Raw genomic sequence first — 23,901 nt, 5'->3', positions numbered from 1 at the left:
GCTTATAGGATAGGAGTAACAAATAACTTTGCAGGAGTGAGTGATACTTTAAACAAAATAGCAGAAAATTTACCGACTGAAAAAGGAATTGATGAATTAAAAGCACATATTAAACCTAGAAGCAAATTTGAACGTTTTTTTAGGATAAATAAACCTAAAGGAAATGCAGCAGAAATAATTAACAATGCAAATTTAACGGATCAGGAAAAAGAAATATTAAAAAAGAAAAATATTGAGCAAGCAGATATTCCTTTTAGAGTATCCTTCAAGACAAAACTTCCTTTTATATCTTTTGATAAAGAAAATATTAATCTAAATATATCAGATGTCTTAAGTAATTTAACAGCGCAAATAAGACAAAATAAACAAGAAACTAAAACCACTAGTTTAATAAATTTACCTCAGGAAGAAATATTAACAATGTGTGCTAGCGGTAAAGATAGAGAAGGGCTTAATGAACACAATAAAATATCTCAAGCAGTATCAAAAAAATATACCGGTATAAAAGACATCGATAAACAATTACTTAAAAACTGTCATATTGCTCAGCAATCAGGTAGTATTTATGCAGGCGGTGCAACAATAGGTTGTTGCGGCACTAAAAAAGAAAATAAAAGAGTCATTCCAAAAAGTAGAAAAGAAACACTTGCTGCTATAATGGCATTAACTGCTAAAACTAATAAAATTGAAGACAAAAAAAAGATGGATAAAAAGATAGATGCAGAATATGAAAAAATCACCCTAGAGAATCTATCTCAATACGCAGTGATAGGAAAGTTGTTAAACCGTTAACTAAATCGGTGTCACAGCTTAAACCAAGTATAACCACACCGGTTAAATTTAATAAAAGTCAAAATATAGGTATGGAGAAATAATGTCAGAACTTGCAATTGTAACAGGCGGTACTAGAGGAATAGGTAAAGCTACCGCTTTAGAATTAAAAAATAAGGGTCTTACGGTAGTTGCTAATTTTTTCAGCAATTACGACGCTGCTAAAGCCGGAATTATCGGCTTTACTAAGGCCATTGCTCGTGAAACTGCTCCTAAAAATACCACCGTTAACTGTATAGCTCCAGGGTATATTGCAACCGAAATGGTAGGAACAGTACCCGAAGACGTGCTTGTTAAAATCGTTAATAGTATCCCACAAAAAAAAGACTAGGACAGCCGGAATAAATAGCTAGAGCCGTGGCATTTTTAGTTGATGAAAATGCCGGTTTATAACAGGTAAGACTATTTCTAAACGGCGACCATAATATGATTTAAACAATTAACTAATAATAGATTAGAATATGAAAGAGATCGTAAACCAATTAATCTCTAAAGGAAGAGAACTTTTAAGTAAAAATGAATATAAAGAAGCACTTAATATATTTACCTTAATTAAACAATATAAAGGTTTTCTACATATCTATTATTATGAAGGCATCACTTACTTGTGTTGGGGAGAGTATTATAATAATGTTGAACAAACAGACCTTTACCTTAAGGCAGTAGCTTCATTACGACAAGCAGCTCTATATACATCTAAACCTAAAGATACTGATTTTTTATTAGGAAAAGCTTTTTATAAAGCAGACAAATTAAGCGAAGCTGATACTGTACTTAACAAATATATATCTTATCCAGAGAATGAAAAAGAATTTCAGGAAATTCTCAGTCAAATAACTCCAGAACTTAATAAAACTACTAATTCACCGATGTTATCGAGAGATAGTAGTCAATTAACTTCGTTTAATAATAAAGATTCGCATGATATAATAGAAGCGAGTCAAACATTAAATGCATTAATAAGCATAATAGCTAAACATGACCACGATATAGCTCGACATGCGCAAGCAATTGCAGACATAAAAAAATGTTACAATCTGCAATGTTGTGTATACTGCAGATATAAACAACCAAATTAAAGAATTGAAAATCATTAACTCTAAATTAGAAGAATATTATAAATGTTTTAGTATGGCTTTACACAATGTATGTATTGCTGCTAGTGCTGTAAGTAGCGGCCTAGTAGCATGATGCAGGGTATTTGGAACGTGTGAGTGCCTCTTCTCTTATAAAATGGGTTTGTTATCTTGGCGACATAGCAGCGTCCGGTTTTTTAAATTCTATTGCCACTGCTCTAATAGCAGTTCTGCATGAGGCCGGTGATAATATGTTTAACTCTAAGGAAGAAAAAAGCTAGTAGATGTACTTACTAAATTTTGTACCGTACCTGTAGGACAAGATCTACAGAGATTAGCTTTACTTTTTGCTAATTTAAGGAGTGTAGAAATCAAAAAAAATAATGAGACAGATTTCAATAATTTCTTTACGACTAAATTGCCAATGCAAAATAAATTTTTTCGTTATGATACTAATAATACCAAAGAAATGAGAAGATGGTAGACAAAAAGCATTAGATGCAATAAAGTAAAATCGTCAGGTAAATTTTTTAAAGATTGCTTTGATACAGTATTCCCCAAGGTAGATGTTGTTGTAAACCTCATATTTGAAGAAGAACCTAAACCGAAGCACGTACCTAATGAGCCTGAGCTTGTATTTAACTTAGAGCTCATACCTTTAAATATAGACGAAAATGATGATGTACTACCAACAGGTAATGTAGAAAATAACCACTAAATTTTTAAAATGACTAGCATATATCACATTCTTGACCGTGTTCCTGCTATTTATAAGCAGGACATGGAAATAGAATATGAGCATTTGGCTATGCAATTAATTAAGTCCGGTAAATTACGGATAGATACCGATGATTGCTGCAATTTTGCAAGGTTTACCGAACCTGCTCTTAATATAAGCTTAATGGTTAGTCAAGAAGAACTAACAAGCCCGCATTTAATTCCTGAAACTACGAAGCTTTTTCAAAATTTATACAGAAATTCCGCTTCAGATCAAAAAATAAAATCAATTTTCGATAATTTAAAAAAGCAAATACAAAAGCTACAGCCAGTTAAGAAAGAAGTAACCGAAATGCTAGCACGTATTTTTGTTCAGTCGGCTCATCCGATCGTAATAAGGTGGCTTCTTCTTAATAAGACGGAAGTATTTCTTACCTACTCACACAATATCGGCGATATGATGGATATGGTTAGCTGGCAACGAGTAGGCGGTAATAGCGGTATGCAAAGCACTAACGGCAAGGACGTAGCTATTTTTGTTTCATGCGGCGGTAATCCTTTTGCTGAAAACAATAAAGATCATCCGACTTACGGCAACGGCTTTGCTGCGGCAGCAAGACTTCAGATTATCGCAGCCCAAGAGCTTGGGCATTTTGCCGATATAAAAAGAGATGATAAAGGCAGGCAAATAACTCGCCATTCGGCTAATTTTTCCGGTACTAAAGCTACCGATAAAGTACGAATTGCTAGAAAAAATGACATAATACATTGTCATAATTTGCTGAGTAAGCTCCTTAAAGCAGGTATGAAAAAGCAATTAGATTATGAAACGAAACTTAAATTTTATAATGCAAATAAAGTTAGCGGCTTAAAAGTTTATGCTATAAAATTCATGATTTTTATATATAAATTTCGGCTTTTAAATTATAGCAGTAGGAATAATCTAATATTTGTAAGAAAATTTAAAACCGATGAATATATGGCATTAATGATTAATGCTATGTTTAAAGATATGCAAGCTAATTTATCACCGGCAGCTGACGTGTATAAAAATAAAAACCCTGAAATTGAAGAAGCGATAGCCTGCATTGAAGCCTTAGCAAGAGTACCGCAACAAGTGGTAAAATGGGGATATTTAACTACCAAAGAAACTATGCATGACCTTTATAAAATATATTATAACGAGGTTATACCTTCTTTAATTACTAGCTATAATGCTGTCACCGGTGAAAATTATCAACGTGATTTTAAAAAGCCAAAAAGTAATTTCTTTTCTAAAATCAATATCTTTAGTAACAAAAAGTTAGTACTAAAACCGGTTAGGGAATTATGAGTATAATGATGTGAAATGAAGAATGGTAGACGAAGATTAACTTCAAAAAGAGCAAGGAATTCACAAGGCGATGAGGCATTGCTGCGTGGATATTGTTTTTTCGTCATTGCGAGGAAAATTACAAAGTAACTTGACAAAGCAATCTCAGGAGTTTGTTATTATTTCATGAGATTCCCACGCAGCCTACGGCTGCTCGCAAAATGACGATTTGGTATCCCACACAGGAATGATATTTTTAGAACAATATCTTTAACTTTAATGAACCTTGGTGACTAGTATATTTGCTGTGTAAATTACAGTTATACGTTGCAAGTAGCTCAATATTCTTATGAGCAGTAAGTAAACTTGCACCTACATTATATCCGACTTTCGGTGTACTGCTACTTGTAGCGTTCTCAAAGTAATTATCTGCCCAAATAAATCTAGCTTTCACCTTAGGTTGCTTATTGCTTAAAACTATTTTCTACGGAAGCATGTAGTCCCGGTACTATTTGAGTATCGTTTGATAATCTCTTAGGAGCGGTTAATTTTATGCCTGCAATCCCTGTAGTTAAGTTACCGGACTTACCAGCGACATACATATTATTCACACCTGTACCGGTTTCGGTGTAAGCATTATCTTTATATGTATTTATCTAATACCGATATTAGGCATTAAATTTATACCGTCCATGGCAGAGAATTAATAACCGACATTACTACCCTCAAAACCATAAGCTTTGCTTGTATATTTACCGCTAGCCGTTTTATAGCTATTAAGTCCGACCGGACTTAAGTCCTTTTTGTTGATTTTACTGTTACTTGCTGAAAATATTTCTTGTAATATAAGGCCATTACTAAATTGTTGTTGACCGTATAGAGAAATAATATCGCTTTCTGCCGATAATTTATCACCAGTGCTTGAACCTTTAAACTTAAAGTCAGAGTTCATACGGTATGCAATACCGACAAAACTATTTTCCCCGATGTAAAGCTCACCGCCGATCGTGCCGCCAGATACCGTGCCTTTATAGCTAAGGGTTTGCTTCATCACCTGCTGCAACAGCTATCATAATACCACCTGATAAGTGATTATTAATATTAGTAGTTACTGCTTCAGCTGTAACATTTGCTACACTAACCGATCTTGTCCCTTGCTCGGTTAAATGCTCTACTACTTTTTTTTGCATTATCAGGTGCAACTTGAGCTAAGTTTGCTACGAATAATAAGGATTGTTCTTGTTTTGTTTTACTCACTACAACAGTATCATCATTAACTACTTCTTTAAGCTCAGCTTTATTATTTACTAATTCCTTAGCAAGCTCTACAGAGTGTTTTTCAGGATTTTGCATAACAAGTGCAGATTTTTCTCTAATCACTTCTTTTTGTGCTTCCGCTACAAAAGTATTTTCCGTATGGACAACGATAGTATTATTGATTGCCTCAGCTAATTTTTGCGACTCAAGCTTTTTAACACATTCCTCTGCTATTCTTATTTCGTTAGCTTGACGTTGCTGACTCCGCTTGCAGTCTTTGCGCTTCTATTCTTCTATTATTTTCTTCAACCACTGCTCTTTCGTTAACGCTGAGCTTGTGCTTGTTGCTGTGCTTGTGCATCGCCGGTACTACTAAACCTGCTAGGTTAGCTTGTGTCTCTGCATCAACTTGATCTTGTCTGGCTTGAACCAATTCTAGAGCTATATTATCAATTGGTTATTGTATCTCTCTTTGTCTAGCTTGTCCATCTCGCTGCAGTATTGCAATTTGTGCCGGTACTTCTCTTTGTGCATTTGTTAAGTCCAGCTGTGCTACAAACGGAGCATTACGAATATCAAATAAAGCTTGCTGTGCTCGATTTGTTCCCCCTATACGGCTCCTGCACGTGCAGCATTTAATCGTTGCTGTGCATCTGCTAATTGTTGCGGATTCTCGGCTTGTATCCGTGCTAGTGCATTCTGTGCTTGCCTTAACCTTAAGTTTTCTCTGTCTACTTGTTGCTGAACCCTCATTGGAACTGCTATCATATCTTGCTGTAGTCGTGCTTGTCTCTGCCCTAACGTATCTACTGTTTCTCTTGCTACTATTACGTTTTCATAAATATCAGGAGCCTTTACGAAAGTTACCTCTCCTCTCATAGTTTTAGTAGTAGTAATATGACCAGTAAAATCTTTATTAACCCTTACCTTCCCAAAACTTATAAACTCTAAATTCCCTGTATCTATTACACCGCCTTTACGATGTTTCATATCAACTTTTTCTTTAAATACAAGCTCAATAGATTCAACGGCACTAATATCATTACCGGTAATGGTTAGCTCAGAACCTGTTCCATTACCGCTTGTAAGCTTTAGCTTTGCTTTTGCTTCATATGCAAGAGGTGCTCCTAAAGCATTTTGAACTACCCTTTGAGTTTGCGGATTGTCAACGTTAGTTATATTGTTAATACTAACTCTTGTAGTTGGATTGCCTTCAATAATACCCCATTAAAAACATAAAGATTAATATCATTAATATTAATCTTTTGGGCAAAATTAACCCTATGGTTATTTTCTACGATAATAATATTGTCATTATCTTGCGGAAGATAATGGTTGTGATTATATCTTCAATCATTCATCGTACTTATATTAGAAGATGGATTTCCCGCCGGAATAATATCCGCCACAAAGCCTCCTATGCTTGCAAGTAGGCCGATACTACTGGTTGTTAGTAAAAGTTTATTAAAAAAGTTTTTTCTTATTAGTCATAAATTCCCCTATAAATTATTGCTTTTAATGATTTTACCACTTAACTTATCGGTCATTATACACTATTTATTTACGACGTAGAATAATTAATTAATAAATTTACTATAATAATTTACTAATTATTTACGATGGTGTGATTTATGAAATTTAAGGGGAATAGGCTGGTTTAATGAAAGGTAGAGGTTATGATGTTTGTCTGATAGGTAATCGTCATTGCTAGCAGGCATTGCCCGCGTGGATCAGTTTTCTGTTGTCATCCGGTGGCTTGACCACAGGATGACACCGAGTGCGTTTTTCGATCCGCACAACAATGTCGTAATTTCCTCGCAATGACGTCAAAATAACATCCTATTCATCATCTATATTAGAAAGCTCATCTTGTAATTCTCGAGAAAATACATCCTCATTATCGTTACAATCATTCGATTTCTTAAGAGAGTTTTTGAAATTATTTAGGTCTTTATTTTCAAATATTTCAATAGATTTTAAAGTCTCGTTTGGAATTATAACTATAATATTTTTACTTAATTCATCTAAATAATCAGTGGTAACAGAAACTTTCAGTACTCCTCCATATTTGGTCTGTTTGCTACTTACTACAAAATCTTTTAAAGATTTACTTTTAAAATAGTTTTCAGAAGTAAAGATCATTGTTATAAAAAATAGTACTAACGAGATAGTAGTACCTACGGCAAATCCTGCTAATAGCCCTAAGAATCTGTCAATAAAACCGTTTCTCATAAATGAAATTATAGCAAGAAATTTATAAACTATAAAAACACATAAAATTAAAGCAATAACATAAGATATAACACCGACAATAATTATTCTTATAACCTCATTATCCATATATTTCCCGATTAGGTCAGAAATATACGGATATAAAAAATATCCTAACATTATAGAAGTAATAAAACCGAGTATTCTAGTTGCAAACCCGATTATGCCTTGATATAAGCCGAAAAATGAGAAAAGAGTAATAATAGCAAAAATAGTAATATCAAAAAATGTGATCATTATTGTTAACTTCTATTGAATAATTGGATTTAAATCTTATATATTATATAATTAAAAAAGTTTTATTTATGGGCGATAAAATTTTTCATAACTTATCTGGTAAAACACTAGTTGCTACACCGCATGTAATTACAAAAGGCATTTACCATAAATCCTTAATTTATATGTTATCACACACGGAAGAAGGAGCAATAGGATTAATATTTAACCGCTTAGTAAATCATATAGATTTAAAATCGTTTTTTAAAATAAAAAATGACGAAATAACAACCCCGGTTATGGTTCCTATATATCTTGGCGGACCCGTAGAACATGAAAAAGGGTTTTTTCTTCATTCTAGCGATTATAATAAAAATTTGTTATTGGATTTCCATAATGATTTAGCAGTAAGCTCTAATTTAGAAATTTCAGAAGATATAGCTTTCGGTAAAGGACCTAAAAATAGCTTATTCATTGTCGGTTATACAGCATGGAAACCAGGGCAGCTTGAAGAAGAATTAGAGAAAAATCTATGGCTGGTTATGGATTGTAATAAAGAATTTATTTTTGCCGATAATCCTGAAAGTAAATGGCATAATGCATTAAAACACTTAGGTATTGATGAAATACATTTCTCATCACAAATAGGAAATGCTTAGAGATTATCTGTTAACCATTTTTCGGTAAGCCTAAGCAATAATGCTTTAAAAATTTTCCCTGACTGCTAATTAAATACACAAAATTAGAATGTTGTAATTCATATTTGTTTGTTTTTACATCAAATATTTTGGATGTATAGAAGAAGACCTTAAATTGATCTGCTAATTGTTCAATATCTTGGACTCTCCCCGTTAAACCTATAAAATTATCATCTATTTTTTCTAAATATTTTTTTATAATACCTCACTTGTATCATGCTCAGAATCTAGAGTAATAAAAACTACTTGTACTAAAATATTCTCTTTCTTCAAAATCTTAATAATATCTTCTACTCTTTTTAGTACTTGATTGTCATATAAGGAATAGGTAGTACCAAAATAAATCAAACTTAAATGACCTTGCAAATGGGTACTATCAAATTTCCTTCTTGATCTATAAGAGTAAACTTAATTTTAGGTGAATCGTCCATATTACTAGTTTTCGCACCAATCTTAAGCTTAGACGGAGTTAATGAAGAATACAATAAAAATATTATGCTCGTAATCATAGCTAGGGCTATAAAAATTTTTATAATATACATTTGGTTTTTATTATTTCTCATAACCTAAGTAATTATTAATACTTATTTATAATAAAACTTATTCTTATCATATATGCAATAAAAATCATCTTTCAGTATATTAAATATCGTATTATCTGAATTGTGATATTTTTAGTTAAAATTAATTAACTTATTAACTAAATTGAAATTTTTTAAATCTTAAAGTTAAGATTATTAAATAAAAAAACAACTAAGAAACGGATTAATTATGTACAATTATACCGCTTATGTAAAACGTTTAAGTGATAAATTTAAAAAACACGAACATACGGAAATAGTAGATAGTACTATTTCTGAAGACCATTTATTTCAAAGCAACTCAACCGATATAAACACTCCTAAATTAAAATTCGTTTGAAATAACAAATAATATTGAACACAATAAAGCAGAAAATATGAGGGATATAATGATGTTGAAAAAAGAAGAAATAAAGGAAGCGGAAATGGAAAATTTTATATCCGATATGTTAAAGGATAAAAATTTTATCGACTTAATTAATAAAGATAGTGAGAAATATGAATCTATTATTGATAGGAGTAATAAAGCTATAATTATATTAGGGCAAGAGAAAGAAGATTTAAATCTCATAGCTAATTTTCTTAAAGACGGTGAATTAATATTAAAAAGTAATGAGTATGGAGATTGGGACTTCTCAAAAAAAAAGTCTAACAGCAAGTTCAAATATTTCAGATAGTTTTTATATAAAAAACGAAAAATATTTAACATATAACAGTTCTTATTTGGATGCTGCTAATTCATCCTCTGAATCTACTATTGACAAATTTTTCCTACAAAAAATTCTAAGTACGACTCCTACTAAATTTATATTAGCAATAAAAAATATTGAAACCAAAAACTCTAACTCTTCCCTTGTCAAAGCCAATATTGAGCTTAAAACATATATAGAAAAAAAAATGGGAACAAAATATAGAAAATAATTTAAGTTTTGAAGATGTTTTGCCTAAAACAAACAAATTGAAACAATTAATAGATATAGAATATAGAAGAACAAGGAAGAGCTAAACCTTATGGAATATTATATGATTTGTCTAAAGAGTTAACATCAATAATTTCTTCACCGTGTAGTCAACTTAAATTTATACAAAAAACTGAAAAATATAAAAATTTAGCAGAAACATTTAAAGAAGAAAAACTAGAAACTGATTATACGAATATTACGACAAGCTGGTCACATGATTCATACTTTAAAGAACCTTTACTTAAGTTTGATGATGTAAACCTTACTTCTTCATTTAAACCATATTATGATAATAATGATGAAGATTCTAGCAATATGTTAGGTGCTTGTTTGTGTTATAATTCCTCAGAGTATCCTCAATGAGAAAAATTTAATATCTCTTAATACAATTTTTATAGACAAGTAGAAATGTGGTGCTAGTATAAAAATAGCTATATTTAACGATGAATCAGATTATGACAAATAATCAATTTTCGGAAGATACCAAAAAAATTGCTGATCAAATAAAAGATGCATTAATGGGTATTAGTGACAATCTTGTACTTGAAAGTAAAGAGGTAGAGGAAATTTTTGAAGAATTAAGCCAAAATGAAGAATTTGAGTATGAGATGGAACGAATGCTTGCTATCTTAAATGAACAAACTATGGATTTAACTCAACTGCAAAGTCAGATTATCTTATTAATCCGTAAGTATTTAGGTAAAACTAAAAACTTAAAGCTTAAAATGCTTAAAATGGATGAGAAGCTCATTAACAAGAATGTTGCCGAAGTCAGTAATTATTTAATGCATCAGCATTCTAAAATAGTTAGAGATGCTAATAAAAACCTTGTAAAACCAAAAGACAAATTACAAGGTTTAACCAAACAAGCTAGAATAGACTTAAAACGTTTATTAAAAAGCTTTGCCGTTTACCAAATTTATATGTTTATGAACCCAAAAAGAATAGCAGGCGAAACGAAGCTAATGAACTTCGCCTACAATATGATCAGAGGGGGCATGAAACTCGCTAAAAAATATGAAGGCGGCAAGGAAAAAGACATTAAATCATATTCACCTAGACTTATTAAAAAACTTGAAAAAGCTCATGCCGGCTTTAAAAAAAGTGGCGGTATATCAATTTAACTGTTGTATCTTTTTATAAAGAGCTTATACTAAACTAACATTAATATTATGGATAGGTATCAAGCTTTCAACTTAAATTATTCATGTAAACTTAACATTTCAGAACTAATAACTTTGGTACATCTTGGCTGCAGTACTCAAGGAAAACACTACGCTCAACCTGTAAACAGTTAGTTAGTACAAAAACTTTCTCAAGAAAATCACTTTAATCTTATCGAGTATTTAGTCGTACAAATATATGATATTATTTATCAAAATTTTATCGAATCTAAAATTAGAAAAGATTTTTCTAAACGTAACCGTTACTAAATTAAAATCACCGGTTTCAGGAGTGCATGGCGGAGTTTCTTATTCAGGAAAGGAGACACTATGATTTATATTTCTATAGTCAGTAATTTAGGTAATAGACTTTTAAATATTAAAAAAGCTCTAAATTTACTAAAAAGTTGTGATTTTATATTGCTTAAGCAAGCTATTATTTTCGAAACACAAGCTATTCTACCACCCAATGCAGATAAAGCTTGGGATGATGGTGCAGGGCAAAAATACTTTAGTGCCTAGTAAACTTCTAATTGAGCTTAAAAAGATTGAAAACAACTAGGTCGAGCAAGCTCTTATGATAAATGGTCTCCAAGAGTTATTGACTTAGATATCCTACTTTGGAATAATTGCCATATAGATTTACCTGATTTAAAGATACCGCATCCTGAATTATTAAACAGACCGTTTCTTATTCATCTAATTGCAGGTTTAAGCTTGGAATGTCGTTATTCATGTCCGATCAATAATTTTTACAACAATAAAACCTTTGCAGAAATAGCACATTTAATTGAAAATCAAGGAGTTATACGCTCTCTTGTTTTAAATCCTCAATTTGTCGGTATTTTAAACATTACTCCTGATTCTTTTTCTAATGGAGGATTGAGTTCTCATAAAGAAGATGCCGTTAGAAATTTTGTACGCTTGATAAATGAAGGGGCTACAATAATTGAGCTTGGATCACAATCAACACGTCCTTCTGCTTTAATTATTAATGAAGATGAAGAATATGCAAGGCTTGATAATGTTCTTGAAGAGCTTAAGGAAGTTATAGTCAGTATTGATTAGTTTTACTCCTGAAGTAATTAAACGTGTTTTAAAAAAATACCCTATTTCCTGTATCAACTTGGTTAAAAATAATCTAGATGATTACACATTACGATTAATTGCCGATTATAATTGTAAAATTATTACTATGCATTCATTAACCGTTCCACCGCAAAAACAAAAATGTCTTGATTTCGATAAATCTCCGCTTGCTAGCTTAAATATATGGACAGAGCAAGAAATAACAAAATTAGAAAAATGTGGACTTGATAGAAAAAATATCATTCTTGATCCTGGAATTGGTTTTGGAAAATCCGTTTATCAAAATTTATATATATATATTACAACATATTAAAGAATTTAAAAATCTAGGATGTGAGATATTGGTAGGACACTCACGAAAATCTTATATTTCTGCTTTTTATAATTCCAAAGCATCGGAAAGAGACTTAGAAACAATAGCAATATCAAAATATTTAATGGAAAACGTAGTTGATTATTTACGAGTGCATAATGTTATAGAGCATCAAAGATTTTTTGTAGCAGACCATATGATTAAATATGTATAGTTAAATGCATTGAATTAGGTGAGATTTATAAGAGGTGATAGGTAATAAAGGTCAGATGCCTTGATCTTATATTAAGGAGTTTGAATATTTTTATCAGACAGTAAAAAATAATATTATAGTCATGGGACGAAAAACCTTTGACTCTATACCTGCAAAGATTTTAAAAAATTGTATTTGTATTGTTTTTTCAAGAAATACACCATTACAATCTTATAATAATATATTTTTTATTTAATCTTTAGATGACTTTAGGTAATAAAACCTTTTACTGATAAGAAAATTTTTATGGTTGGAGGGGCAGAAATAGCGACTCTTCCCCTAGAGCAAAATCTTATTGATGAATTTTTACTTACAAAAATAAATTTTTGCCTCTTAATCTTTTAGCAGAATAGCATTCTGTAATAATAGATAAAACAAACAATCATCAGATTTATAAATTTACTGATAACCTCTAAAAGGAGGTAAGATGAAATTTTTAGAACAGCTTAATATAAATCTTGAGCAATGTAACCTTTTAAATCATCTATTTTATCAATTATAGAATATGGGAAAACTTACTCATTCTACTTTACAAATTTACGCAAAAGAATATTATCATCACGTTACAGCTTTCCCACGTTATATAAGTGCAATACATTCCAAATGTAGTTGATATACAAGCTAGACAAATATTACTTGGTAATCTTATAGAAGAAGAACAAGGTGAAGAAAATCACCCGGAACCATGGAAACGTTTTGCTGAAGGACTTGGATGTTTAAGAAACCAACTCACTTCAGAACCTAGACTCAACTCAAAAACTTGTTCAAGGTTATTTTAAATTAACAGAGAAATCTTTTTCTATAGGTCTTGGAGCACTTTATGCTTATGAGCGTCAGACTCCTAAAGTATCTGACTCTAAAATTCAAGGATTACAAAAATTTTATGGAATTTCAGATTACAGAACTTTACAATTTTTCATTGTTCATAGTAAAGTTGATCAATGGTATGTATCACAAGAATGTGCAAATTTGATTAATAATTTAAGCTCAAAAGAACAAAAATTAGCATATCAAGGAGCAAAACTACTATGGCAATTTCTAGACGGTATAAATGCAACGTATCAATAATTTAACTATTATTCTTTCATAAAATGAAAAATATCTTCCTACATTCCTTAAGTCTTGAGAATTATCGTAATTTTAAAAATCTTGAACTAAAAACAGATAATACACCAATAATTTTAATAGGTGAAAACGGTAGCGGTAAAACTAATATTTTAGAAGCTATATCGCTATTTTATCCAGGAAAAGGGCTGAGATCAGCAAAACTTGCCGATATATGCAAAACTTCAGAAGATCATTGTCTAGTTAAAGCTCTATTGCAAAGTAAGCTAGGACTTGCAGAATTTACCACCCAATTTAAACGTAGTTCTAATAGAAGGATAACTGAGTATAACGAAAGTAAAATAGCCAATAATGAGTTAAGTAAATTCACTAGCATGGTATGGCTGACTCCGCACATGGAAGGAATCTTTACAAGCGGTAGCAGTGATAGAAGAAAATTTCTTGATAGAATAGTTTATAATTTTGATCCAAAGCATACAGAGCTAGTTAGTAAATACGAATATTACATGCATGAGAGAAATAAAATTCTAGTAGAAGATATAAGAGATGATAATTGGCTTAAAATTATTGAAGAAAAGATGGCTGATATTTCTAACCATATTGCTAATAATCGCTTAAAAACCTTAGAATTTATGCAGCAAACAATAGATGACCTTGAAAATGAATTTCCAAAAGCCGATTTATCGATTGACGGCATTGTTGAACAAAAAATATTAAACGGCGAAGAAAATATTATTAGTTTTATTACTGCAGAACTTTATCAAACAAGAAACAAAGATAAACTACTTGGTCGCACTAGTTTTGGAGTTCATAAAAGTGACTTTTTAGTAAAGCATCAAAAGAAAAATATCTTAGCCAAATTCTGTTCTACCGGTGAACAAAAAGCTATATTAATTGCAATAATCCTTGCTGAAATGAATTATGCTATAAAGCTAACTAAAATAGCACCGATTTTACTTTTAGATGAGGTCTTTGTGCATTTAGACGACAAAAGACGTCAATATTTAATCGAATTTTTTACTGGTTTAAACATGCAGCTATGGGTTACCACTACCAATCTAGAGGGAATAGAAAATTTTGCAACTAAAGCACAATTGATTAAGTTATAGTTTAGATAAATCGAGCTTTTAATTTCAAAAATTTGCTGTATTTAATACTTTTTTTCTGGATTCCTGCTTTCGCAGGAATGACATTGAACACTTTTCTCGCACCATGTAACAACGCCCACTAAAAGCGGGAATGACATCAAGAGTATTTTCCGATCCATACAATAAAGCACTATCCCAATCAGATTCACAAGAAAAATTTACAACATCCTTCTTGATTTTTATCGCACCTCTTAAAAAACTAAAATAACTATTATTATTTTTCATAAAATAACACTTCACTTACATATTATATGAGCATTAGTTAAATTTAAAGTTTTTTGTATATAAATATATTGCTTAATCTTTTGAAACTGCTTAAAATTAATTTTTAATTTATGTAAATACTATGACAAAACAAGCTAATAAAATATCCTATGATGAAGTACCTTATTCTCCATTTACTTTCAGTTATACCTCCCCATCTTATTTAAGAACTATCGGCAAGCTATTCGGGCTAAACCCTCCACCTCTTGAAACTGCTAAAATACTTGAACTCGGTTGTGGAATCGGTGTTAATCTGCTTAACTTTGCTGAAACATATCCTAAATCACAATCTCTAGGTGTTGACTTATCCAAAACACAAATAGAATTAGGTAAAAAAATTATCAGTGATTTGAAAATAAAAAATGCCCAACTAAAGACATTATCTATATTGGACCTTGATGAGTCATACGGTAAGTTTGATTACATAGTTTGTCACGGCGTATATTCATGGGTACCTGAAGAAGTACAAAATAAAATACTCGAAGTCTGTAATAAACTGCTAAATCCGAACGGCATAGCTTTTGTAAGCTATAATACCCTCCCGGGCTGGAATATGCAGCGAACAATACGTGAAATGATGATGTTCCATTCAGAGCTATTTAATACTAGCCACGATAAATTACAGCAAGCTAGATTACTTTTAAAGTTCATCAATGACTCATTAGAAAGCTCCACAACGCCTTATTCTAATTTCTTACGAGATGAAACAAAATTATTATCTGCATATACGGACTCATATGTATTACATGAATATTTAGGCGAAATTAATACAGGTACATATTTTCACCAATTCATAGAAAAAGCTCAAAAAAATCATCTAAATTACTTAGGTGATACGTCGCTTACTGCAATGTTTATCGGTAATTTACCTACTCAGGCAGCAGAAAAGCTACAAGCCGTTAATGATATTGTTCGTACTGAGCAATATATGGATTTTATCACTAATAGAAAGTTCCGCTCGACATTATTATGTCATCAAAACATACCTATAAACAGAAAAATTGAATTTAATAATTTAAAAGAGTTTTTTACTAGCCTTAATATTAGACCGGTAATTCTAGAAAAAGCTGTTGATTTAACTAACGAACAGGAAAATGTTAGCTTCTATTACGAAAATTTACCTGAGCCTTTTATTTCAACCACTTCGCCGATCATGAAAGCTATTTTATATGTATATGCTGAAAATATTAGCAATCCGATAAGCTTAGAACAAGTAGCAAAAGAAGCTTTTAAAAAGCTTGGTAAATATCAATTACAAGATTTCTTAGCAGCATTAGAACAGCATTTTATCATATTCATTTTTCAAGGTTATCTCAAAATATTTGAGACCAAACCTCATGCTATAGCAACTATCACCGAAAAACCTAAAATTAGCGAATTTGCAAGATACCAAGCAAAACAAGCACATTTTAATAATGTAACTAGCGTGTTTAACGTCACTAATAGACTTAATGATATGGTAGGTATACCGATACATGAAAAATATATTTTAGAAATGTTAGACGGTACGCATAATATTGATGATATTAAGAAAGGCGTTCTTGAAAAAATTAATTCAAAACTTTTAACTGCTCGTGACGATAAAGGACAGGAAGTAACAGATCCAAAATTATTAAAAGAATTTGTTGACTATGTAGTTAATACATCCCTTGAGAAATTCCGGATAAATTATCTGTTAGTAGAGTAATTAAAATGTTCGTGGTCAAGTCTGCTTTGTTGCATGAATCAGCTTTTCGGTTATTGCGAGTAGTCGTAGACTACAGCTAATCCATAAAAATATAATCCGAGTAAATGAAGAGTAGCTATACGAAGCTCAACTTGGAAAAGAGCAAGGAGCCTGTAAGCCGAGGAGCGGAGCATATACTTAATACGCGAGCATCCGAGGACTTGCAAAGAAAACACAGCCAATTTTTCAAGTTGAACGAGTATAACTATGCTACTAATTTTTCACGCAATACTTCAACTAACTTATTAATTGCTTCGGTTGGGTGGATGTTTTCAAGGATAGCAAGCTCGCCTGCAAGTCTATTTAAAGCTGATTCATAGAGTGTTCTTTCACTGTAAGAACGATCATTATCAACATTTTTATGTAAGTCCCGTAATACTTCGGCTATGGCTACAATATTACCTGAGTTAATTTTGCCTTCATATTCTTGGGCTCTTCTACTCCACATTCTATTTCCTTGTTTTGGTTTACCTTGAAGAGTTGAATATATGACATCTAAATCTTTTCTGCTTGCAACCGCTCTAAGACCAACAACCGCAGCTCTACTAACAGGCACTTTTAATGTCATTTTATCCTGCGAAAAGGAAATTACATATACTTTAATTTCAGTACCTGCAATAGTATGATATTCTATATTTGTTATTTCACCAACTCCATGTGCAGGATAAACAATTCTCTGCCCTATTTTAAACTCGGATTTTTCGGTTTTATGTTCGGATTGTGTTGTATTTGCCATTATTAATTCCTCCGTAGTGGTTTTAGTGCCTAAGAACTTAATGTTAGACTATTATTTAGTATAGCACATTTTGCTTTTATTATAAAGTAGAGATTTTTATTGAAATAAAATTGATACGATCTTATTGTAGATAATATTAATAAGTTAAAGGAATAAATATGCGAAGTATTTTTATTGTACTAATATTTTTATTATTTTTGAGTAGCTGTTCAGAAGAAAAAGCACAAGATAAGAACCATGAGGAAAAACAAATAATAGAGCACGAAACTCTACAAAATAATGAAACCTCTAAAGAAACGAATCAGGAAGCCGTAAATTCTGAAAATACGGCTGAATCAATAGTTCCTGCTAATGATAATAATCAGACTGATGAAGTATCAACGCCGGCTTCACAAGAACAAAAAAATCCTGCAATAAAACCTGTTAAAGTCACTTTTAAAGTTGATGATAATGATATGGTTCTCGGTAACAAAAAATCAAATGTTATAGTAGTCGAGTATTTTTCTCCTACCTGTCCGCATTGTGCTTATTATCATCAAACAATTTTTCCGGAACTTAAGAAAAAATATATTGATACTAACAAAATTGCATATGTGATTCGTGAATTTATTGCTACTAAACAAGATTTAGATGCTGCAATTTTAGCCCGCTGCAAGGGGGATACAAATAGTTTTACACAACTTCATAATATTATATTAACACAACAAGATAAGTGGGCATATAGCAATAAATACAGAGAATTATTAACTGATATGGGACAACTTGGCGGTATTTCCCCCGAAGAATATAAACAATGTTTAAATAATGATAAAATTACTGAAATACTAATTGCTAATACCAATTTTGTAGCAAAAGCACCCCAATTTATAGGTACTCCTTCTTTCTTCGTTAACGGAGTACAAACAGGAAGTTATAGCATAGATACTATTTCCACAGCAGTTGATAAAGCTTTAGAGGAGCAGAAAGAAAAAGCAAAAAATGAAATGAGCTTGTAATTTACATTGCGAGCAGTTGTAGACTGTGCGGCAATCTCATTAAATATCCTGAGATTGCTTCGTCGATGCCTATGGCGTCTTCTCGCAATGACAGAGATAAACTAATGAATACGGAAAAACTAAAAGATATCAAAGCAAGAATTAAAGACTTAAAAACTCCTAAGTTTTTTAATCCTAAAATTCGGCAAGAAATTAGCCCGTTCACTATCGCTGTAGATTTAGTTTCAGGTACAATGGTAGGTGTCGTAATTGGAATATTTACGGATAAATTTTTTAACTCTAAACCTTTATTTCTTATTATATTTACAATAATAGGAATGATTGCCGGCTTTAACATTATAAGCCAAAAAGTAAATAATAAAAAGTAAGGAAATGACTCATAGCCCTTTAGCACAATTTGATATCAAAAAATTAATAGACATCAAAATGTTCGGTTTTGACGTCAGCTTTACTAATTCGAGTATCCATATGTTACTTGCTAGCATCTTAGCTCTAACTTATTTTTACTTAGCTTTTTATAACCGGAAATTAGTACCTTCTAGATTACAAGTGAGTGCTGAAATAGTTTATAATCTTGTAGCTGATATGTTAAATCAGACTATAGGAGTAAAAGGACGTAAATTTATTCCGTTAGTTTTTAGTTTATTTATTTTCATTTTATTCTGTAATTTACTTGGTATGACACCTTATAGCTTTACTGCTACTAGTCATATTATCGTTACTTTTACCTTGGCAATTCTAGTATTTTTAACGGTAACTATAGTCGGTTTTGTAAAACACGGCTTACGTTTTTTAACCCTTTTTTTACCGCATGGTACTCCTTTATGGTTAGCACCGTTGATGATAGTAATTGAACTATTTACATATTTAGCAAAACCGGTTAGTTTATCATTGCGACTTGCCGCTAATATGATGGCGGGACATGTTTTATTAAAAGTAATAGCCGGTTTTACCGTTTCATTAATGATTTACTTGAAATTTCTGCCAATCCCTCTTATGATGATACTAATTGGGTTTGAAATTTTTGTTGCAATACTTCAAGCTTATATTTTTACTATTTTATCTTGTATGTATCTTAATGATGCTATTAATTTACACTAGGCTTTTTGCACAACTTGCTTCTAAAGATAATTTGTATGTCAATCCGATGCTTGAATCCTCACGTACTTTTTTGTACGCTGTGGTTCTGTGCTTTGTGTTTCCTGTAAATTCCTCTTTATTAGCTTCGTTGTGCAAAAAACCTATTATACAGATAATTAGATAAACTTTTTTGATTAATTAAAAGTAAGGTTTTTTATGGATATGGTTTCTTTAAAATTTATTGGTACAGGATTTATGGCTATCGGCATGTACGGTGCAGCTTTAGGCGTTAGTAATATATTTAGCTCTCTACTTAGTTCAATAGCACGAAACCCTTCGGCTACAGAAAACTTACAAAGAATGGCTCTGATCGGTGCAGGTCTTGCTGAAGCAATGGGACTTTTTTCCTTTGTAATTGCTATGTTACTTATTTTTTCTTAAAATTCATTTTTAAATAAGATGCCTCAATTTGATATTGCTACCTATTATTCACAAATTTTTTGGCTTATCGTGACTTTCAGCTTATTGTATATCTTTGTTTATAAATTTATAACTCCAAAAGCTGAAGAAATTTTTAATAATAGACAGACAAATATTCAAGATAATATCACGCAAGCCAATACATTGACCATAGAAGTAGAAAAGCTAAATAAATATTATAACGAGGAAATAGACAAAACAAATACTGAAATAGATAGGCTAAAAAAAGAAAAAATAGACTCTTTAGAATCAGAATTTTTAATTAAAAAAAAGAATCTAGAGCAAGATTTAAAAAACTCTATAAATCAAAACATTGAAGATATAAATTTAGCTGCTAAGCAATTTAGAACTAATAAAAGCGCAGCAATCATAAAGCTTGCCGTTAATATTATTGAAAAAATAACCGGCACTAAAGCAGATATGAATTTACTACAAAATATAAAAGTAAAATAATGAATTTCCTAGATGAGAGCTTCTGGCTTGCCGTTAGTTTTGTAATTTTTGTATATTTAGTTTATAGACCGGCAAAAAAAGCCATTTTAAATTCTTTAGATGCTAAGATTTTAGAAGTCCAAGAAAAAGTTCTAAAAGCTGAAAAATTAAAAGAAGATGCTGCTTTGCTCTTTAAACACACCAACGCACAAATAAAGAAATTAGAAACTTTACGCTCTCAAATGATAGAAGAAAGTAATGAAGTTACCAAGAAAATCATTCAAGAAAAAACTAAAGAAATTGAAGAATTTTTAGAGCATAAAAAATCTGATGCTATACAGTTAATGCAAAACCAAAAATCAACCGCAAGTAAAGAGCTACAAGATGAATTTTGTGATGAAGTGATAAAGCTTGTATCCGAATATTTTCAATCAGTTAAGCTTTCAGAAAGTAACATTGCTAAAAATTTAATGGATAAATCTGATTTTCCTCAGGATGAGGGTAAAGCTACATAGCCACACTAACCACTAGTTAGCAATTTATTTAAATTGCTTCATCATTATTAACACATACCCCGTAATATCGAGCCATCAATAAAATATTCAGGATGTTCGTTTGTTATCTTATTTGTTAATTCAGGATAGGCTCTAACAAATTCTTTTACACAAGTGAAGTTTTTACTAGAGCTGTTAATCGCTCCTAAGCAAATCGCTTCAAAACATAACATTTTAGCTATTTCTATATTTTTAAGGTCAGATAAAACTCCTAGTTGTTTTAAATATCTATCGCCTAAATAGCCTTTCACCCCCCAATTTCCTAAGATTGAGAACTTACTATTCCACTTATCTTTAGCAGCATTAATATATATTTTATTTAAAATATTCTTTTGTATTTTTATTTAATTTCTAATGTAACTTCCTCAAAATCGCCTCTTTGTAATATAAACTCCCTAGTTTCATTATTTTTTATAAATTCTGGTGCAATTTTTTTGAGATAAGTTTTTAGCCTTGTAGTGACCTAAACCTAAAGTTTGTACGTACATTAAATAAGATTGTTTATAGAACTCTATAGCTTCGTATGTATTATCTAATTTTCATAAATCACTCCGATATTATTAAGAGAGCTAGCAATAAAAGAAGGATGAACTAATTCTTGATCAATTTTTAAAGCTTTCTTATAATACTTTAACGATTCTTCAAATTTACATAATATATATTCATTATAATAACTCAATTTATCAATTTCAATATCATCATTTAATATTTTTACTACATGGGGATAAAACATTTTAGAATTTTCCCAGTCTTCACTTGAAACATCTGTTAATATTGGAAATAAATTATCTAAGATTTCTGCTAGTCTTGTATAAATCTCTTTTTCATCTATCGCATGTTCTTTATATTTATTTATATATTGCTTTGTTATAAATTGCATTAATCTATGTAATTGTAAGCCGGCTTGTCCATTTTGGTATGTTAGATTCATTATCGATAATGTTTCTAACCTTTTTATAGGTTCTTGTAGCTTTTCTTTATCTATTAAAAATAATTCTTTAAAAATCTCTATACTGATAAAATCAGGGTCTACATCTGCAGAATATTGTAATATCTGCCAAGCTAAAGGTGATTTTTCTAATAATTGTAGTAATAAAACGGTTTCTATATGATCATCTTTGCTATTTTTAAAGTAATTAATGTAATCATTTACTTTAAGTAATTTATTTGCTTTTAAATATGCTACTGCTTTAGATAGCCTATAAGGTGATGCAGCATCGTTACTACCAAAGTCTTCTACTAATTTATCAATATCTTTCTTGTTTAATCTATTTTTTTAAGTATATTAATTATACTGTTAAGATAAGGCTCTATATCTTTATGATCTTCAACATTATCAAAAATAAATAATATAGCTGAATTTAAATTAGCAATCCTCTCATGGACTAATCTTATTATGTTTTCTTCCTTTTCTCTATTACGTAAATAGTAAATTCTTTAAAGTTGTCTACATGCTTCAAAAGGACTTTGTCTGCAGAATCTAGGTTAATAAAATGTACTATTTTCTTTTTCGCTTGTGTTTGTCTATCTCCATATTTTATAGCTAGAGTGGTTTTACCGGCTCCAGCGAAAGCACTAACTGTTACAAATCGTTTTTCGTTTAAAGTTTCTTCTATTTTTTGTAATATTTCATTACAGACAATCAAATTATAAGTTGATAAATTGGGTAAATTGCTAATTATATTTTCTGTAACTTTAATTGATTTATTAGGAGTATAAGCATTGCAGTCTTCTAATACTTTCTTTGCTTCCCTACTTACTTCAATTAACCTTAAAATTTGCTCTCTTAAGTCATCTACTTTAACTTTAGGTAAGTTTGTAAATATATAATATTTGCCATATTGAGGTTTTATTTCATATAGTTCTTTTATTACTTTTAACTGTTGTTTTATTAAATTTGGTATTTCTATCTTTGCTCAACTGTGCTAGATACCAATCGCTACTGCCCTTATTTATTTGTATTTGCTATATCTACAGATAAATTTACTTCTAAAAATTGTCCGGTTGCAATATTACCGCTTAGGAAATAATCTATATGCTTTATTAATATGCGGATTACAGACATTTACAAAATTCGGAGCTGATAAATCAAGTTGTTATATTTAAATTTTTTACGTCAAAGGTAGTTTCATGGCTATAACATCTGCGGCTGAAGATTTTCTGTAGCTAAACCCGGACTATCGAATGTGATTGCCTTTGCTTTTGGATAATGAAAATCTCTATGAGCAAAATATAAACTAAGCTCTGCGAGCCATACACCTAAAGAATGACCTGTGAAAGATAAATTATAATTATTCTCTTCAGCATACTTGGTAATCTCCTTTGTAGCTTCATATCTACCTATTTCAGGCTTGTTAAATATTTTCCAGTCTTTTAATTGTTCATTTCGGGTTTTGACCTTTTCATTATTTTCTTTTTCTACAGCAAACTCTACAATATCATTTTCCTCTGCTTTCATAAAATTTATTAGTTGTATTGTATAATACTAATTGAACTGAACTTTGCGTTTTCAACCATTATTTTTATTCTAAATTTAAAATTAGATTATTTAAGATCTTATATTATAGGAAAATATAGAATGGTGACCCCTACGGGACTCGAACCCGTGTTCCCACCGTGAAAGAGTGGTGTCCTAACCGCTAGACGAAGGGGCCTTAATTTTAAAGTAGACAATATAGATAT

33 protein-coding genes, 1 tRNA gene and 8 pseudogenes are annotated in these 23,901 nt (G+C 30.9%); 28 read left to right on the top strand and 14 right to left on the bottom strand.

All coding sequences use genetic code 11. The features are described from left to right. The first annotated feature begins 36 nt into the window (after nucleotides 1–36). From AB4K15_RS02030 to AB4K15_RS02005, 6 genes and pseudogenes are all read left to right on the top strand, one after another. Nucleotides 37–792 carry a hypothetical protein gene (locus AB4K15_RS02030; RefSeq protein WP_500224195.1) on the top strand — a complete coding sequence of 252 codons (756 nt, stop codon included), beginning with the start codon at nucleotides 37–39 and terminating at the stop codon, nucleotides 790–792. Nucleotides 793–874: 82 nt separating this feature from the next. Then, a pseudogene (locus tag AB4K15_RS02025) lies at nucleotides 875–1,266 on the top strand (SDR family oxidoreductase). A 434-nt stretch (nucleotides 1,267–1,700) separates the two neighbouring features. Continuing rightward, nucleotides 1,701–1,910, top strand: a complete 210-nt coding sequence (locus tag AB4K15_RS02020) for a hypothetical protein (RefSeq protein ID WP_032073762.1) — start codon at nucleotides 1,701–1,703, stop codon at nucleotides 1,908–1,910. A 122-nt stretch (nucleotides 1,911–2,032) separates the two neighbouring features. Then, nucleotides 2,033–2,188, top strand: a complete 156-nt coding sequence (locus AB4K15_RS02015) for a hypothetical protein (RefSeq protein ID WP_500224193.1) — start codon at nucleotides 2,033–2,035, stop codon at nucleotides 2,186–2,188. A gap of 192 nt (nucleotides 2,189–2,380) precedes the next feature. Further along, a pseudogene (locus AB4K15_RS02010) lies at nucleotides 2,381–2,625 on the top strand (hypothetical protein); the annotation flags it as partial. A 9-nt stretch (nucleotides 2,626–2,634) separates the two neighbouring features. Further along, the gene (locus tag AB4K15_RS02005) at nucleotides 2,635–3,957 is read left to right on the top strand and encodes a DUF2748 family protein (RefSeq protein WP_500224190.1); all 1,323 of its coding nucleotides are present in this window, start codon (nucleotides 2,635–2,637) and stop codon (nucleotides 3,955–3,957) included. A gap of 235 nt (nucleotides 3,958–4,192) precedes the next feature. Here AB4K15_RS02005 and AB4K15_RS02000 read toward each other — a convergent pair. The 6 genes and pseudogenes from AB4K15_RS02000 to AB4K15_RS01975 all read right to left on the bottom strand — a co-directional run bounded on the left by AB4K15_RS02000 (nucleotide 4,193) and on the right by AB4K15_RS01975 (nucleotide 7,701). Then, a pseudogene (locus AB4K15_RS02000) lies at nucleotides 4,193–4,538 on the bottom strand (autotransporter outer membrane beta-barrel domain-containing protein). Nucleotides 4,539–4,639: 101 nt separating this feature from the next. Continuing rightward, nucleotides 4,640–4,987, bottom strand: coding sequence for an autotransporter domain-containing protein (locus AB4K15_RS01995; protein ID WP_032073760.1), 348 nt, complete (start codon nucleotides 4,985–4,987; stop codon nucleotides 4,640–4,642). Next, a complete protein-coding gene (locus AB4K15_RS01990; RefSeq protein ID WP_500224188.1) occupies nucleotides 4,971–5,126 on the bottom strand; it encodes a hypothetical protein in 156 nt (51 codons plus the stop codon). The genes AB4K15_RS01995 and AB4K15_RS01990 overlap by 17 nt, the downstream gene beginning before the upstream one ends. After that, entirely contained in the window at nucleotides 5,074–5,316 is a 243-nt protein-coding gene (locus AB4K15_RS01985; protein ID WP_032073759.1) for a hypothetical protein, read from the bottom strand. The genes AB4K15_RS01990 and AB4K15_RS01985 overlap by 53 nt, the downstream gene beginning before the upstream one ends. 711 nt (nucleotides 5,317–6,027) lie before the next feature. After that, nucleotides 6,028–6,494, bottom strand: a pseudogene (locus AB4K15_RS01980) (hypothetical protein); the annotation flags it as partial. Between the two features lie 538 nt (nucleotides 6,495–7,032). Next, nucleotides 7,033–7,701 carry a CvpA family protein gene (locus tag AB4K15_RS01975; RefSeq protein ID WP_032073757.1) on the bottom strand — a complete coding sequence of 223 codons (669 nt, stop codon included), beginning with the start codon at nucleotides 7,699–7,701 and terminating at the stop codon, nucleotides 7,033–7,035. Nucleotides 7,702–7,769: 68 nt separating this feature from the next. On the opposite strand from AB4K15_RS01975, the gene AB4K15_RS01970 reads away from it, so the two are divergent. Further along, nucleotides 7,770–8,339, top strand: a complete 570-nt coding sequence (locus tag AB4K15_RS01970; protein ID WP_010420684.1) for a YqgE/AlgH family protein — start codon at nucleotides 7,770–7,772, stop codon at nucleotides 8,337–8,339. A gap of 10 nt (nucleotides 8,340–8,349) precedes the next feature. On the opposite strand, the pseudogene AB4K15_RS01965 reads toward AB4K15_RS01970, so the two are convergent. Further along, nucleotides 8,350–8,941 (bottom strand): annotated as a pseudogene (locus AB4K15_RS01965) (SCO family protein). Nucleotides 8,942–9,149: 208 nt separating this feature from the next. Between AB4K15_RS01965 and AB4K15_RS01960 the strand changes: the two are divergent. The 14 genes and pseudogenes from AB4K15_RS01960 to recF all read left to right on the top strand — a co-directional run bounded on the left by AB4K15_RS01960 (nucleotide 9,150) and on the right by recF (nucleotide 14,913). Then, nucleotides 9,150–9,299: a hypothetical protein gene (locus AB4K15_RS01960; protein WP_500224185.1), complete on the top strand. Its 150-nt coding sequence runs from the start codon at nucleotides 9,150–9,152 to the stop codon at nucleotides 9,297–9,299. 49 nt (nucleotides 9,300–9,348) lie between these two features. Continuing rightward, nucleotides 9,349–9,636, top strand: coding sequence for a hypothetical protein (locus tag AB4K15_RS01955; RefSeq protein WP_500224182.1), 288 nt, complete (start codon nucleotides 9,349–9,351; stop codon nucleotides 9,634–9,636). Then, entirely contained in the window at nucleotides 9,572–9,880 is a 309-nt protein-coding gene (locus AB4K15_RS01950) for a hypothetical protein (protein WP_500224180.1), read from the top strand. The genes AB4K15_RS01955 and AB4K15_RS01950 overlap by 65 nt, the downstream gene beginning before the upstream one ends. A 107-nt stretch (nucleotides 9,881–9,987) precedes the next feature. Next, entirely contained in the window at nucleotides 9,988–10,284 is a 297-nt protein-coding gene (locus AB4K15_RS01945) for a hypothetical protein (RefSeq protein WP_032073755.1), read from the top strand. Between the two features lie 92 nt (nucleotides 10,285–10,376). Continuing rightward, nucleotides 10,377–11,045 (top strand): DUF5394 family protein, encoded by a 669-nt coding sequence (locus AB4K15_RS01940; protein WP_032073865.1) that lies wholly within the window; start codon nucleotides 10,377–10,379, stop codon nucleotides 11,043–11,045. Between the two features lie 369 nt (nucleotides 11,046–11,414). After that, nucleotides 11,415–11,606 (top strand): 2-amino-4-hydroxy-6-hydroxymethyldihydropteridine diphosphokinase, encoded by a 192-nt coding sequence (locus tag AB4K15_RS01935; RefSeq protein WP_500224176.1) that lies wholly within the window; start codon nucleotides 11,415–11,417, stop codon nucleotides 11,604–11,606. A gap of 78 nt (nucleotides 11,607–11,684) precedes the next feature. Beyond that, nucleotides 11,685–11,732 (top strand): annotated as a pseudogene (locus AB4K15_RS01930) (2-amino-4-hydroxy-6-hydroxymethyldihydropteridine diphosphokinase); the annotation flags it as partial. Between the two features lie 69 nt (nucleotides 11,733–11,801). After that, on the top strand, nucleotides 11,802–12,152 hold the full coding sequence (locus tag AB4K15_RS01925; RefSeq protein ID WP_500224174.1) for a dihydropteroate synthase: 351 nt from the start codon (nucleotides 11,802–11,804) through the stop codon (nucleotides 12,150–12,152). After that, nucleotides 12,145–12,486, top strand: coding sequence for a dihydropteroate synthase (locus tag AB4K15_RS01920; protein ID WP_500225674.1), 342 nt, complete (start codon nucleotides 12,145–12,147; stop codon nucleotides 12,484–12,486). The genes AB4K15_RS01925 and AB4K15_RS01920 overlap by 8 nt, the downstream gene beginning before the upstream one ends. Beyond that, nucleotides 12,437–12,700, top strand: a complete 264-nt coding sequence (locus AB4K15_RS01915; RefSeq protein WP_500225671.1) for a dihydropteroate synthase — start codon at nucleotides 12,437–12,439, stop codon at nucleotides 12,698–12,700. The genes AB4K15_RS01920 and AB4K15_RS01915 overlap by 50 nt, the downstream gene beginning before the upstream one ends. A gap of 34 nt (nucleotides 12,701–12,734) precedes the next feature. Next, nucleotides 12,735–13,089 (top strand): annotated as a pseudogene (locus AB4K15_RS01910) (dihydrofolate reductase); the annotation flags it as partial. 155 nt (nucleotides 13,090–13,244) lie between these two features. Next, entirely contained in the window at nucleotides 13,245–13,352 is a 108-nt protein-coding gene (locus tag AB4K15_RS01905; RefSeq protein WP_084698768.1) for a thiaminase II/PqqC family protein, read from the top strand. Between the two features lie 147 nt (nucleotides 13,353–13,499). Further along, a pseudogene (locus AB4K15_RS01900) lies at nucleotides 13,500–13,807 on the top strand (iron-containing redox enzyme family protein). Nucleotides 13,808–13,830: 23 nt separating this feature from the next. Then, the gene (gene recF / locus AB4K15_RS01895) at nucleotides 13,831–14,913 is read left to right on the top strand and encodes a DNA replication/repair protein RecF (RefSeq protein WP_032073753.1); all 1,083 of its coding nucleotides are present in this window, start codon (nucleotides 13,831–13,833) and stop codon (nucleotides 14,911–14,913) included. Between the two features lie 24 nt (nucleotides 14,914–14,937). On the opposite strand, the gene AB4K15_RS01890 is transcribed toward recF, so the two are convergent. Further along, nucleotides 14,938–15,177 (bottom strand): hypothetical protein, encoded by a 240-nt coding sequence (locus AB4K15_RS01890; protein WP_032073752.1) that lies wholly within the window; start codon nucleotides 15,175–15,177, stop codon nucleotides 14,938–14,940. Between the two features lie 121 nt (nucleotides 15,178–15,298). Here AB4K15_RS01890 and AB4K15_RS01885 point away from each other — a divergent pair, with 121 nt between their 5' ends. Next, nucleotides 15,299–16,903, top strand: a complete 1,605-nt coding sequence (locus AB4K15_RS01885) for a class I SAM-dependent methyltransferase (protein ID WP_032073751.1) — start codon at nucleotides 15,299–15,301, stop codon at nucleotides 16,901–16,903. A 244-nt stretch (nucleotides 16,904–17,147) separates the two neighbouring features. Here the strand turns inward: AB4K15_RS01885 and AB4K15_RS01880 are convergent, their stop codons facing one another. Beyond that, entirely contained in the window at nucleotides 17,148–17,678 is a 531-nt protein-coding gene (locus AB4K15_RS01880) for a CarD family transcriptional regulator (protein ID WP_500224167.1), read from the bottom strand. Nucleotides 17,679–17,836: 158 nt separating this feature from the next. On the opposite strand from AB4K15_RS01880, the gene AB4K15_RS01875 reads away from it, so the two are divergent. The 6 genes from AB4K15_RS01875 to AB4K15_RS01850 all read left to right on the top strand — a co-directional run bounded on the left by AB4K15_RS01875 (nucleotide 17,837) and on the right by AB4K15_RS01850 (nucleotide 21,180). Next, the gene (locus AB4K15_RS01875) at nucleotides 17,837–18,673 is read left to right on the top strand and encodes a DsbA family protein (RefSeq protein ID WP_032073749.1); all 837 of its coding nucleotides are present in this window, start codon (nucleotides 17,837–17,839) and stop codon (nucleotides 18,671–18,673) included. A 104-nt stretch (nucleotides 18,674–18,777) separates the two neighbouring features. Beyond that, entirely contained in the window at nucleotides 18,778–19,041 is a 264-nt protein-coding gene (locus AB4K15_RS01870) for an AtpZ/AtpI family protein (protein WP_032073748.1), read from the top strand. A 4-nt stretch (nucleotides 19,042–19,045) separates the two neighbouring features. Next, nucleotides 19,046–19,774: a F0F1 ATP synthase subunit A gene (locus tag AB4K15_RS01865; RefSeq protein WP_500224163.1), complete on the top strand. Its 729-nt coding sequence runs from the start codon at nucleotides 19,046–19,048 to the stop codon at nucleotides 19,772–19,774. 195 nt (nucleotides 19,775–19,969) lie between these two features. After that, nucleotides 19,970–20,194, top strand: a complete 225-nt coding sequence (locus AB4K15_RS01860; RefSeq protein WP_014365151.1) for a F0F1 ATP synthase subunit C — start codon at nucleotides 19,970–19,972, stop codon at nucleotides 20,192–20,194. Between the two features lie 18 nt (nucleotides 20,195–20,212). Next, the gene (locus AB4K15_RS01855; RefSeq protein ID WP_032073746.1) at nucleotides 20,213–20,686 is read left to right on the top strand and encodes a F0F1 ATP synthase subunit B family protein; all 474 of its coding nucleotides are present in this window, start codon (nucleotides 20,213–20,215) and stop codon (nucleotides 20,684–20,686) included. Continuing rightward, nucleotides 20,686–21,180, top strand: a complete 495-nt coding sequence (locus AB4K15_RS01850; protein WP_014013746.1) for a F0F1 ATP synthase subunit B — start codon at nucleotides 20,686–20,688, stop codon at nucleotides 21,178–21,180. Before AB4K15_RS01855 ends, AB4K15_RS01850 begins: the two co-directional genes overlap by 1 nt. 47 nt (nucleotides 21,181–21,227) lie before the next feature. Here AB4K15_RS01850 and AB4K15_RS01845 read toward each other — a convergent pair whose 3' ends face one another. From AB4K15_RS01845 to AB4K15_RS01825, 5 genes are all read right to left on the bottom strand, one after another. After that, a complete protein-coding gene (locus tag AB4K15_RS01845; RefSeq protein ID WP_048751031.1) occupies nucleotides 21,228–21,470 on the bottom strand; it encodes a hypothetical protein in 243 nt (80 codons plus the stop codon). A 281-nt stretch (nucleotides 21,471–21,751) separates the two neighbouring features. Beyond that, complete coding sequence (locus AB4K15_RS01840) at nucleotides 21,752–21,928, bottom strand: tetratricopeptide repeat protein (RefSeq protein WP_500224306.1); 177 nt, start codon at nucleotides 21,926–21,928, stop codon at nucleotides 21,752–21,754. 685 nt (nucleotides 21,929–22,613) lie between these two features. After that, nucleotides 22,614–22,865 (bottom strand): hypothetical protein, encoded by a 252-nt coding sequence (locus tag AB4K15_RS01835; RefSeq protein ID WP_500224158.1) that lies wholly within the window; start codon nucleotides 22,863–22,865, stop codon nucleotides 22,614–22,616. Between the two features lie 488 nt (nucleotides 22,866–23,353). Further along, nucleotides 23,354–23,677, bottom strand: a complete 324-nt coding sequence (locus AB4K15_RS01830) for a lipase family protein (RefSeq protein WP_500224157.1) — start codon at nucleotides 23,675–23,677, stop codon at nucleotides 23,354–23,356. Nucleotides 23,678–23,798: 121 nt separating this feature from the next. Beyond that, nucleotides 23,799–23,873: transfer RNA gene (locus AB4K15_RS01825), tRNA-Glu, on the bottom strand. Nucleotides 23,874–23,901 lie beyond the last annotated feature (28 nt).

Origin of the sequence: Rickettsia aeschlimannii, assembly GCF_047973405.1 — a bacterium.
Lineage (GTDB): Bacteria > Pseudomonadota > Alphaproteobacteria > Rickettsiales > Rickettsiaceae > Rickettsia > Rickettsia rickettsii.
The sequence above is the reverse complement of the archived record's forward strand: the minus strand, read 5'-3'. Positions and strand labels throughout refer to the sequence as shown.